Origin of the sequence: Agathobacter rectalis ATCC 33656 (genome assembly GCF_000020605.1) — a bacterium.
Taxonomy (GTDB): domain Bacteria; phylum Bacillota; class Clostridia; order Lachnospirales; family Lachnospiraceae; genus Roseburia; species Roseburia rectalis.
On sequence record NC_012781.1, the window covers coordinates 2,222,110 to 2,234,632 of the forward strand.

The window sequence follows — 12,523 nt, forward strand, 5'->3', positions numbered from 1 at the left end:
TTACTCTAAGTAGTCCTTAAGCTTTCTACTTCTGCTTGGATGACGAAGCTTTCTTAGCGCCTTTGCCTCAATCTGGCGGATACGCTCACGAGTGACGTTGAACTCCTTACCTACTTCTTCAAGTGTTCTGGCTCTGCCGTCCTCTAAGCCAAAGCGGAGTGTGAGTACCTTCTGCTCTCTCTCTGTAAGAGTGCCAAGCACCTCCTCAAGCTGCTCCTTAAGAAGTGTGAATGCTGCCGCATCAGCAGGAACCGGTACATTATCATCCTTGATGAAATCACCAAGATGTGAATCCTCCTCCTCACCGATTGGAGTCTCAAGTGAAACAGGCTCCTGCGATATCTTGAGTATCTCACGCACACGCTCTACCGGCATGTTCATCTCCTTGGCAATTTCCTCCGGTGAAGGCTCTCTGCCAAGCTCCTGAAGGAGCTGTCTTGACACACGGATGAGCTTGTTGATTGTCTCAACCATATGCACAGGAATACGGATTGTTCTGGCCTGATCAGCTATGGCTCTTGTGATAGCCTGGCGAATCCACCATGTGGCATATGTAGAGAATTTGTAGCCCTTCTTGTAGTCGAACTTCTCAACTGCCTTGATAAGACCTAAGTTTCCCTCCTGAATCAGGTCAAGGAAAAGCATTCCTCTTCCCACATATCTCTTTGCGATGCTGACAACAAGACGCAGGTTTGCTTCTGCAAGACGCTTTTTGGCATCTGCTCCCTTGTCCACATCCCTCTGCAGTGTCTTTATTTCTTCCTTTATCTCAGCCTTTTCCTCTTCCGATGCACCATCAATGCGGCCCTTTAGTACATTAATCTTCTCGGTTGCTACCGCTCCGTCCTCCATATTCTGAGCGAGCTCAATCTCCTCATCTGCTGAGAGAAGAGGTACCTTACCTATTTCCTTAAGATACATACGGACAGGATCCTCGACGCTGACTCCCTCCGGTACTGAGAGATCAATCTTTTCAACCTCTACCTCGTCCTCATCATCGAGTATGATATCATCATCCACGTCATCATCATTGCTGATTTTAAGCACGTCTATGCCGTTTTGCTCGAGATAATCAATTACCATCTCAAACTTCTCCGGATCCAGATTTAAGTCCTTGAAAAAATCTGCAATTTCCTGATATTCGAGCATATTCTTTTTCTTTTTTCCAAGCTCAAGAATCTCAATAAGCTTCTGCTGGAAATTCAGTCTCTGCTCCTGCTCCTGTGCCATGTCTTTTTGTTCCTTTTTCTTTGCCATTTTATTTTCCTCTTTATTCTGGTATTTTTTGCAATTCTTCGAGTGCACGCTTATCCTCAATAATCCTCATCATGCCCTCCATATCTGTAGGTGCCAGATGCTTTGAGCGGTAGTCTATGCTGTTTTGCTTGATACGGACAACGGTTTCCCTGAGTGCGGTTGCCTTGTCATTTTTGCCCTCCACCTGATGGATTGTGGCATTGAAAAGCCCTGCCACCTCGCGCTGTTCGTCCTCATCGGTAAACATGCTTACTATCCTGGCCGGATTTACTGTATGCGTGGTCTCGTACTGTGAAAAAACCTCCTTAGCCACCTTGTGGTACAGCTCTTCGGTAAAGTCATCTGCACTGATACGCCCCTTTATCCTGTCAAAAAGTGAATTATCCTCTATGAGCCATGTGAGGAGAAGCTTCTGCGACTGCTTCATGCCATCCTCCTTTTTATTTTTCTCATTGATTCCACTTTTAAGCTTTGTCTGGGGCTTTACGATACCGCCCTTCATTGCCATACTGTTTACGAGCTTTCTTAAGTCGTCGTATGGTATGCTGTACTCTCTGGACACTGCCTGCGTATAGTTTGTCCGCTCAAGCTCCTCGGTAAACCCAAGCAGCTTCTTTGCGATTTCATTATAAAATGCGGTTTTTGACTCGGGATCGTCCATATCATAGCCTGCCTGCATGATCCGTATCTGAAACATAAAGCTGTTTTCAGCCTTTTTGATACGCTCCTCATACTCCTGTGCGCCAAGCGCCTTGATAAACTCATCCGGGTCCTTGTACGGCCGCATGTTAATGACCTTTGTTGTGATGCCTACCTCCTTGAGTATCGGAATCGCACGCAGCGCTGCCTTTACCCCGGCGCCATCACTGTCATATGTCAGATACACTTCATTGGTATATCTCTTTAATAGTGAGGCATGTCCGCTCGTGAGCGCCGTGCCAAGCGACGCCACCGCATTGTCAAAGCCCGCCTGATGCAGTGCTATGACATCCATGTAGCCCTCACACAAAAGGAGCTGATTTTTCCTCGTGCTCCTTGCTATATTAAGCCCGTAAAGATTACGGCTCTTATCAAATATCTTTGTCTCCGGAGAGTTTAAATACTTTGGCTCTCCGTCACCCATCACTCGGCCTCCAAAGCCTATGACGCGGTTGTGCACATCCATAATCGGAAACATCGCACGATTCCAGAACTTATCGTGCCCGCCTCTGACCTCATCTATCGTCACAAGACCTGTCTCCTTAAGTATCTCATCATCATAGCCCTTGCTGCGCAGATACTTGTACAGATCATCACTGTACTGGTCCGAGTAACCAAGCCCGAACTTCTGCATTGTCTCATCAGAAAGCTCTCTCTTTTTGAAATACTCATGTGCCCTTTGTCCTCTCGGTCCACGAAGCAGCATATAAAAATACTTTGCAGCCTCTTTATTTATCTCAAGCAGCTGTGTACGCCTGTCTGCCTCCCTCCTTTGTGCTGAGGTCATCTCCTGCTTGGGAAGCTCAATTCCCACACGGTCTGCAAGCTCCTGCATGGCCTCAGGGAAGGTAAAGTTCTCATACTGCATGAGAAATGTAAATACATTGCCTCCGGCTCCACAGCCGAAGCAATAGTACATCTGCTTATTCGGTGAGACGGAAAAGGATCCTGTCTTTTCGTTATGGAATGGGCATAATCCAAAATAGGTACTTCCCTTTTTCTGAAGATGCACGTAGCTTCCTATAACATCGACTATGTCATTTCGCGAACGTACCTCCTCTATAAGCTCGTCAGAGTAGTACGGCATTTTATCATCCCCTTACTGTTCATCTTTGTTGTCATTTGCGTCGCCCGGCGAAAATCAATATCCATCTATTTCCCAGGCTACCGGTACGAAATACTCGTGGAACTTCGTGGTGGCATACTGGTCTGTCATGCCTGATATATAGTCGCATATGATACGCCCCTTGTCATCCCCCTGCTCTAGCATGACGAGATACTTCTGCGGCAGCTCCTCTATATGCTCCATATAATAGAAATAAAGCTGCTTGAGCATCGCCTTGGCCTTTTTCTCCTCGCTTTTTGCGACTGGATTGTTGTAGAGGTTTGCGAACATGAATTTACGCAAATCCTGCATTGCCTGCGCGGACTCTTTTGACATGCATATATCGTCCTTTCCCATGCTGTTTGTGATGATATTGTGCACCATATGATTGAGCCTGGCCTTGGTGCTGTGTCCAAGCGTGTTTCTTATCTCAAGCGGTATATCATCCTCGCACAGCAGCTGTGCGCGGATTGCATCATCAAAGTCTGAATTTATGTAGGCTATCTTGTCTGAAAGCCTGACTATTTTGCCCTCTAATGTGTGTGGCATGAGCGAGGTCTGGTGATTTAGCATACCATCTCTGACCTCCCATGTCAGATTGAGTCCTGCTCCGTCCTTTTCGAGCTTCTCCACTATGCGCACACTCTGCTCATTATGCTTAAAGCCCCCCTCGTATATCTCATTGAGGATGCGCTCACCCGCATGTCCAAACGGTGTATGCCCCAGGTCGTGTCCCAGCGCTATAGCCTCCACCAGATCCTCATTCAGTCTCAGTGCCTTGGCTATTGTCCTGGCATTCTGCGACACCTCAAGCGTATGCGACATACGTGTGCGGTAATGGTCGCCCTTTGGCGTAAGAAACACCTGTGTCTTATTTTTCAGACGCCTGAATGCCTTGCTATGCAGTATCCGGTCCCTGTCCCGCTGAAAAACAGGCCTGATATCGCACTGCGGCTCATCATAGTCCCTGCCTCTTGAGTTTATGCTCAGGCATGCGAACGGACTAAGTATTTCCTGCTCACGTTTTTCTATCTGCTCGCGAATAGTCATTTATCTGCCTCCTCGCTGTCACAGTCGTTATGTTCTGCTGCTATTCACACACAAATGTAACAAATAGCGTTACATTCCACTAATAGTGCTCTACACTAATTATGCTCTACACTAGTTATTATTCGACGTGATTTTTAAAAATCCTTTTTTTATTTCTTTTTACTTTAATTTTCTTTCGGCAAAAATTAAATGCTATATCAATTACCGCCGAGCACATGGCGCAGCATCTGAAGCTGTCCGCCTGTGATTTCATTGTCGTAACTGCCATAGTAAAATTTATCGTCTTTTGCCAGTATGCAGCCCACCCAGGTGCCCACATGACTGTCACTCTCTATGGCATCCTTCATGGATTTGTAGCCCTCTATTGTAAAATAAGCATCATAGCCCTTGAAGTCTGCCGGATTTATTTTCACTGCACCAAAGGTATCCTCAAGACTTTTTATGAAATCCTCATCGCACTCCGTATAGCCTGTGACATCCTTGCTGTAGCGCGACTCTGACTGCCACTCCTCATCCCACATGAGAAAAACGCTGCAGTCCTTCCATGAATTGCTTTTTTCAACTACAGACAGCTTCTTGTATGAATTTGATGCGTTGCCCGCCATCTGTAAATATGTATCGTCACCGTTCTTATTCATATATAAGAGGTTTGATGCTGCAACCTCATAGTACCTGCTGCTATAATCCTGATCCTTGTATACAATATAGCCAAGCGGACTGCCGGTCCCTGCATAGTCAAGCTCTATGGTTATCGGAATATACACCTGACTGTCATAAACCATAGGCCCAAGCCTGTCATCATTTGTGATACAGCTTGCGACCTTTTCATACTCAGCCGGCTCGTTTGAAGGCGACATGAAATATGTGTAAACAACAATAATTGCAATAACAACGACCGGCACAATGACTATTACAGCTTTTAATGTTTTCCTTCGAACCCTGCGTCTGTGAATGCGCACTTTCCTGTCTGCATGTTCATCGCAATACCTGTATTTTACCAGTCTGTATACAACGAAAAGCTCCAGCACAAGCAAAAGCACAGCAAAGGCCATCATACAGCCGGCCTGCCACATCACCTTGTGATTGACAAATTTCTTATCTATAAACCTAAGCGGTATGAGTATTATCGTCCAAAAAAGCGTATTTCCCAACACATACCGTGCATATATTTTCCTGCTTTTTATTACGGTAAGCGGAAAAAGTGAAACAATCACTGTCAGCATGAGCACAATTGCAAAAAAATATCCCCATATCTCTGACAGGGTTGAGCCGTACAGTGCCTTGAAATACTGCGCCGGACCAAGCTTTTTGATATTGCCCCAGCCTGAGTATTTTGAGATAAAGAGCACTACCGTGCCGATAAACCATGTCAGTATATAGATGCCCATGTAGCATGCCATATTTTTCCTTGCAAAGCTGCCATATCTCATAACGGAATATGACACAAGCACCCCTGCAAGCACAGGAAATCCGCCCACTCTGCCAATCAAAAGATTTACATACTCCATAACAGCAAAGGACAAAACAAACACACATATTACATTAATATAAGATAGATTCAATCTCTTCACGCTGCAATCCCATCTCCAATATAATAATCAAATTCCTGTGACAGCTGTACCCCTCAGTGTGGCAGGCAACGGTTACAGACCATTAATAGCCAATAGGCTTTCAAAATTATCTGCACAAAATAAAATAGGAAGCCGTTCACCGACTTCCCTGTTAATGCAGGAGATGGGACTTGAACCCACACGATATTGCTACCACAGGCACCTGAAGCCTGCGCGTCTGCCAATTCCGCCACTCCTGCGAACAAGCATTATTCTACCAAAAAGTTTAGAATAATGCAAGCATAAATTTAAAAAACTATACGAAATGTACGAAAAACTATAAATCTGTTACTACACCAGCTTTGATATATCTAAAACCAGTGCATCAACCTCCTCCTGTTTTGTGGCCCAGCTGGTGCAGAATCGCACTACAGTGCCCTCTTTTTCTCTTTCCATCTCTTCAAAATAGTACTTCTCGGCAAGTGTCTTCTTCTGCTCATCCGATAAAATCACAAACTGCTGATTTGTAAAGCTCTCAACCCAAAACGGTACCTTCTTCTGTTCAAATGCCTCTTTAATCTGCATGGCAAGCTCATCAGCACGCTTTGTCTTTTCAAAATAATCGCCATTCTCAAGCATAGTGGCAAACTGCAAGCCCATCAGCCAGCCCTTTGCAAGCACTGCACCGTTTTGCTTCATATAAGCCTTAAAACGATACTTGATATCCTCAGCATTTATAACCAGCGCTTCGCCAAAGAGCGCACCACACTTTGTGCCACCGATATAAAAAACATCCGAAAGCATGGCAAAATCACAAAGTGTAAGGTCATTTTTATCTGAGCCCAGTCCATAGCCCATTCTCGCACCATCAACAAACAGGTACATGCCGTATTTCTTGCAGACAGCACTGATATCGCAAAGCTCTCTTTTCGTGTAAAGAGTACCCTGCTCAGTAGGAAATGAAATATAAACCATCTTTGGCTCTGTCAGATACTCAGGCTTTGCATTGTCATAATACTCTGCGGCACACGCCTCAATCTGCGCAGCACTGATTTTACCATCCGTGTTAGGAAGTGCAAGAATCTTATGACCTGTATTCTCAATAGAAGCGGCCTCGTGGCAATTGATATGTCCCGTATCCGCTGCAATCACGCTCTGCACCGGTGAAAGCGCCGCCGCAACCACAACATAATTGGCCTGTGTCGCACCCGGAATAAATTTAATCATGGAATCATCTCTGCCAATAAGCCCCTTAATAATCTGCTCAGCCTTATCGCACCACTCATCCTCACCATATCCCGGATAGCTGGTTGTATTTGTATCCGCCAGTGCCTTCAAAATGCAATCAAATGCACCGCGGTTATAATCGTTATTAAATCTAATCATAAAAATCCTACCTTTCCTGTCTTATCATTATAGAGAGCCTGCCCCACAACAACCGGAGCCTTGCGGAAGATGGGTTGCAAGACGTCCGGGGGACGTCTGTTCTGCAACGACCGAAGCGGAGCGGAGACCGAGTGAGGTCCGGGGGACCTCATGCCACGAGCCGACCGAGCCGGAGGCGAGACCTTGAACCATGGGTGCCTGCCCCACAACAACCGAAGCCATGCGGAAGATGGGGCGCAAGACATCCGGGGGATGTCTGCTCTGCGCCGACCGTAGCGGAGCGGAGACCGCAAGACGTCCGGGGGGACGTCTGTCCTGCAACGACCGAAGCGGAGCGGAGACCTTGGACCCATGGGGACAAGGTCCGCTTCCGCTTCTAAAATTAAAAAGGGCTAAGCCCTAAGGCTTAACCCTTTTTAGTTTTATAATGCGGAAGATGGGACTTGAACCCACACGATTGCAATAATCACAAGATCCTTAGTCTTGCTCGTCTGCCAGTTCCGACACTTCCGCATGTATTTTGTTTTCGCCGCTTGTCTCACGCGACTCGTATATAATATCAGATTGTTTTCAAAAATGCAAGCACTTTTTTCAAAAAAATCATATTTTTTTACAGACTCTTTTCATAGCACAAAAACGGCTGCCCAAACAGGCTGCATTCACCCACTGTATCAAATCCAAACACTGCATACGAGCGCAGAGCCTTCACATTGAGCTTGTTGACTAAAAAATGCACACTTTTGTATCCTCTCCTTGCGAGTTCTTCCATCCCAAATACCAGCATTTGTCTGGCGATTTTCTGATTCTGAAAATCCGGATGAACCGCAAGTCTTGAAAGCTCAGCCCCGGGTGCCAGTTTATGGCTCCAGCAATCAAGCCTCTCCACCTGTGGATCATCATCAATTGAAATTGCAGCGATAATTCTGTCCTCTTTGCTTCCGGCATCAGCATTAATCTCCTGCCCATCAATCATTACAAACAAAGATTCTCTACCAAGATCAAACTCAATCTCCTTCATTCCCGGATAAGAATCGTCCCATGGACAAAACTCCCTGCCTAGCTGTATCTTATACAATTTTAAAATTTCTTCTTTATTTTCTTCTGTAGCTGCTACTATTCTTCTCATTCTGTTTCTCATTTCCTTTATTTTCCCATGTGCATCATTCTCTTCTGTTACACGATTATCTTTATCATAGACTATCTTTGCAACATAGCCCATCGTTTCTTACTTCCGCAACTAAAAAGTCCATTACAATACACATAACATCTCTGTATATTGTAACGGACTTTTTTCAAACCCAGACTTGGTGCAAGCACCATTTCTGATAAAAACCTCGAAAGTTTTTGTTCTATGTGCATATATTACCTAATTTCATTCACAAAGTCAATATATTTTCTGCTAAATTTTCAAATACCATTTATGTTTTGGATTACTATTTTGCCCCTTAATATATTGTATTACCCCACTAATGAATCTATACGCTTCAGCAATAACCTGATTTTTTTCAAAATACTCTTTGCACTTCAAAACTCTTCCACCTTTTTCACAGAAAAAATGGTACAATTCATCCATTGTTTTATCACGCATATTACGATTAGCCGCTTCCTTTAAAAGATCATTATAAACAAATAGAAGTGCCACAAAATCATGAAATGCAGGATAAGACATATATTTACTACGAGCATGTAAACTAATTTCCTTTTGAGCCTTAGATAATGCATTTGTCAACTTGATGGTCTTTCGAAATTTTTTCTCTCCCTTTGGTTTCATAATTGAACTCATCAAACAATTGCTATGAGCTGCCGCATTTCTTAAAAATTTAATAGATTGTAAATAGTCACTGTAGTTTGATAAATTATACTCTTGATAATATAAGGTATATAACTCCACAAATTTTCCAAATGATAATAATTCAACCAAATTCCAAACTGAATATTCCTCATCCAGCGAATGCTTTTCTGCTAAATCAGATGTAAAATTATATGAATCTGCTTTCTGTAGTATTTCTATCTTTGTATTAGGATACGCCCAAAAATATTTTTTGACAATATTATATCCGTCTTCTTTCTCATTTCGACTAAGATCATATAACATCCTTGTTTTTAGTATATGCTCTACGTCCAAACACATACCCAAAATTATTTTTCGAAGATACATATCCAGCTTCGACAATTCCACTAAATATGCAAATTCTAAATTTACATACTTACCATTTTTCGGATTAATAGGATAATTTTTGGCATATGATTTCAATTTAAAATAATAATTATTGTAGCGAAGAAATTTTTTTGCCTCCTCTTCACTCATTATTTCAAAAGTAACTCCTTTTTTCTTGAGATCTTCGATTTGCTCATCTATTGTAAGTTTCTTTTTCATCGTAAAAGTTCAACCCTTTTCCATTATTTATACCATTTCCATAAATATCATAACAATGAATTTTACCAATAGCAACTATTATTTACACTTCGTTAGAAGCTTTTTTCATCTCCTGCATGTAATGTTATAAAAAACAGACAGATAATCTACTCCCCATTTCTATGCTCATTTAGCAACAATATATTCCATTTCTTCGTTTTTAGAAAGAATATCTAAAAGCCTGAACACCGGTCCTGTTGGATGAGTTCTACCGCCTTCCCATGCTTCCACTGTTTTAATTGAAACCCCCATATATGAAGCAAATACACTTTGAGTCATCCCCGCCTTTGTCCTAATATCACGTATTTCTTTTCCACTATACTCTTTGACCGGCAAAATCATATATGTTTTTACTCTACCCGCTCCATATCCTTTCTCATAAGCTATAGCTTCCTCGAGTCCTTCTTTTAAATCCTCAAATAATGAACTCATAGAAAAATCACCTCCTATTTTTAGCAGCTTCCTCTCTCAACGATTTAACTAATTTCTTTAAAACGCTTTTTTCTTCCTCTGTAAGATTTTCCCTTCTCTTTTCAACTATATTATAGGGTGTCAACACAATTCATCTTTATATATGCCATCCCTCCATTACTTCCGATTTTCTCTACTAACGCCAATAAGTAATATTACTTAATCTCAAAAAATTCACTACAAGCATCCCTTAATTCTTTTGGAGCTTTCTTTTCACCAATTCCAACAACTTTCTTACCTTGTCTTCTTAATTCTTTAACAGTATCCGTATAACCTTTGTCAGATGTCGCAATGCAAACCACATCGACCGATTTATTATTTTTTATTTCTTGGTTTACATCTTTTTTTATTTTATTATCAACTTTATCTTTTTCTGGATTACCACACAATCTAATATCTTTAATATCCAGTTTTTTTGCCTTATCTGACCAAGATTTTGTACACTCATCTTTTTGCAATCCATACACTTTTTCTGTTCCTAATACTCCTTGTTTATTTGCAATTTTCTGAATTTGTTCTGCCTTTTTTGAACTAATATTTTCTCCATCAATAAATAACGCTGCATTCACCTTTTTTCTCGTACTATTACTTTTCGTTTGAATGGTTTTCTTCTTTTTCTTACTCTTATTTTCAGTGAATGAATTATTTCTGCTACAGCTTTCTACTTCATCCCAAAAATAAGGATTATGTTCCATTTCCCAATATAATTCAGCATCGTCTCCCATGTCCATACCTCCTAAATACAAAACATTTATTTACTTCTTTATCACATCCATCCTTGTTTTCCTTATGACATTTTTCTAAATCTTATCTTGCCACATCTCCGATCAGAATACAACCACCCTCTTTTAATAATGTTTTTAATAATTGAATAAATTAAATTTTCTCATCATCTGTTAGGTGATGTAAGGAATACGTTGCAATAATAAAATCATATGCATTGTAGCATTTTTGTAAATGAAGATTGATTCATCTAAAATTATTTTATTGTCGACTGTATTTTACTGCTTTCACGACTGTCTCAATGCAATTAATTGTTAATGCCAAAATGATGATTGAGAGAAATACCTTATTATAGTGTATAAAAACATGTGAAATACCTTCTGCATCCGTTCCAAGTAACTGCTCAATACCATCAAAAAATCCACTATTCATAATCCTATCATTTAACAGCCAAATGCTTGTTAATACTCCATCAATAATATTGGTAATAATGGTAACAAGCATCACTCTTTTGGTATAGCTGCCATCAATAAGTCTCACACTGTCCCTTGTAACACCCAAAATTCCAAATGCAAGAATGAAATACCATGTTTGTCTGATATATTCTAAATTAAAAAGTGGTTCATACACACCTACCCCATTTTTTACAAATGCAATGCATAAAATCTGTGGGCATACGAGAAATACAAGAGTGAAGATAACCGAAAAAACAATTCCTACAATCGCATCTACTTTTGAAATCCTATTAGACTTTTGTGGAACAGGAGGCAAATTATCTATTCCATCATTTAACCCATCCACCTTAATTCCTTTTTTATAAAAGAATACAAATAATAATGTCACAAATGCAAATCCTGTCAATATACCGCCAAAAATCCCACCGATGGTTCTATAGATAGCTATATACCAGATTGTATGCGATGTTAATGCTGCCATAATTTGAGCAAATAACATTCCTCCACTGATGCACACTGCCACAATTTTCAATACATACACATATAAACTGTAATACGGCTGTCCAATCAAACAATCCTGTGTTTCACCTTTATATTTCGAAGCTAACTCATTCGGGGTTCCCAGTTCCGTTAGAACAACTTTGATATCACGCTCCGTTGGAGTAACATCCTCACATCGTTCCTCCAACATATCTTGTATGATCGTCTCTAATTCCGCTGCCACGTCTTTTTTCATGGCGGATTTCATATGTTTTGTAACTGCATAAATGTATCTGTCGATCAAATCATTTTTTACCATTTATTCTTCCTCCATTAAAACATTGATTGACTGTGAAAATTTTTTCCAGTGTTCTTTAATTTTTTTATAAACCAGCTTCCCATCTTCTGTGATAATATAATATTTTCTTGGCTTCGTTGCCTCAGTTTCCCATTCACTTTTTAGCAGACCTTGACTCTCTAGTCTTCTCAACAGAGGATATAATGTATTGCCTTCTATTGAAATACCTTTTCCTTCTAATTCCTTTACCAATGAATATCCATACATTGGTTTATTTAGTTGTGCTAACACTACCATGATGAGTGTGCCCCGTCTGAATTCTAAAATTAATCCTGAAACAATTTCATCACAATTCATCCAATCTCCTCCCTAGTATCCTTTATTTAAATTCACTGTGTTTATTGCACTGTATTGTGTGTCGCACACTATGTGTTTAACATAGTATACTGTGTATCACACATCATGTCAACAAGTTTATCCTTTGCATTTTAAGTTTTGCATATTATGCCCTATATTATAGGGTGTCATCACAATTCATGTCCTCCTTACATTTAATACAATAACGCTGAAAAAATGTGATGTCAGTGATGGGAATAGCCAAGGATTTTGATATGGGATTAGCGATAGTGTAGA

The 12,523-nt window shown here is 41.0% G+C and carries 11 protein-coding genes and 2 tRNA genes; all 13 read right to left on the minus strand.

The window, feature by feature from the left end; translation table 11 throughout:
• Nucleotides 1-1,257 carry an RNA polymerase sigma factor RpoD gene (gene rpoD, locus EUBREC_RS10635; protein WP_015517421.1) on the minus strand — a complete coding sequence of 419 codons (1,257 nt, stop codon included), beginning with the start codon at nt 1,255-1,257 and terminating at the stop codon, nt 1-3.
• 13 nt (nt 1,258-1,270) lie between these two features.
• Nucleotides 1,271-3,043, minus strand: a complete 1,773-nt coding sequence (gene dnaG / locus EUBREC_RS10640; RefSeq protein ID WP_012743186.1) for a DNA primase — start codon at nt 3,041-3,043, stop codon at nt 1,271-1,273.
• 54 nt (nt 3,044-3,097) lie between these two features.
• The gene (locus tag EUBREC_RS10645; protein ID WP_012743187.1) at nt 3,098-4,111 is read right to left on the minus strand and encodes a deoxyguanosinetriphosphate triphosphohydrolase; all 1,014 of its coding nucleotides are present in this window, start codon (nt 4,109-4,111) and stop codon (nt 3,098-3,100) included.
• 197 nt (nt 4,112-4,308) lie between these two features.
• On the minus strand, nt 4,309-5,682 hold the full coding sequence (locus EUBREC_RS10650; RefSeq protein ID WP_148207804.1) for a hypothetical protein: 1,374 nt from the start codon (nt 5,680-5,682) through the stop codon (nt 4,309-4,311).
• A gap of 155 nt (nt 5,683-5,837) precedes the next feature.
• Nucleotides 5,838-5,921, minus strand: a tRNA-Leu gene (locus EUBREC_RS10655).
• 91 nt (nt 5,922-6,012) lie between these two features.
• Nucleotides 6,013-7,047, minus strand: coding sequence for a threonine aldolase family protein (locus EUBREC_RS10660; RefSeq protein ID WP_012743189.1), 1,035 nt, complete (start codon nt 7,045-7,047; stop codon nt 6,013-6,015).
• Nucleotides 7,048-7,475: 428 nt separating this feature from the next.
• Nucleotides 7,476-7,560, minus strand: a tRNA-Leu gene (locus EUBREC_RS10670).
• A gap of 97 nt (nt 7,561-7,657) precedes the next feature.
• Nucleotides 7,658-8,266 (minus strand): GNAT family N-acetyltransferase, encoded by a 609-nt coding sequence (locus tag EUBREC_RS10675; RefSeq protein WP_012743191.1) that lies wholly within the window; start codon nt 8,264-8,266, stop codon nt 7,658-7,660.
• Between the two features lie 180 nt (nt 8,267-8,446).
• The gene (locus EUBREC_RS10680; RefSeq protein WP_012743192.1) at nt 8,447-9,424 is read right to left on the minus strand and encodes an Abi family protein; all 978 of its coding nucleotides are present in this window, start codon (nt 9,422-9,424) and stop codon (nt 8,447-8,449) included.
• Between the two features lie 165 nt (nt 9,425-9,589).
• Nucleotides 9,590-9,895 carry a helix-turn-helix domain-containing protein gene (locus tag EUBREC_RS10685; RefSeq protein WP_012743193.1) on the minus strand — a complete coding sequence of 102 codons (306 nt, stop codon included), beginning with the start codon at nt 9,893-9,895 and terminating at the stop codon, nt 9,590-9,592.
• A gap of 194 nt (nt 9,896-10,089) precedes the next feature.
• Entirely contained in the window at nt 10,090-10,659 is a 570-nt protein-coding gene (locus EUBREC_RS10690) for an NYN domain-containing protein (protein WP_015517414.1), read from the minus strand.
• 259 nt (nt 10,660-10,918) lie between these two features.
• A complete protein-coding gene (locus EUBREC_RS10695; RefSeq protein WP_012743196.1) occupies nt 10,919-11,911 on the minus strand; it encodes a hypothetical protein in 993 nt (330 codons plus the stop codon).
• Nucleotides 11,912-12,247 carry a PadR family transcriptional regulator gene (locus EUBREC_RS10700; RefSeq protein WP_012743197.1) on the minus strand — a complete coding sequence of 112 codons (336 nt, stop codon included), beginning with the start codon at nt 12,245-12,247 and terminating at the stop codon, nt 11,912-11,914.
• Between the last annotated feature and the right edge of the window lie 276 nt (nt 12,248-12,523).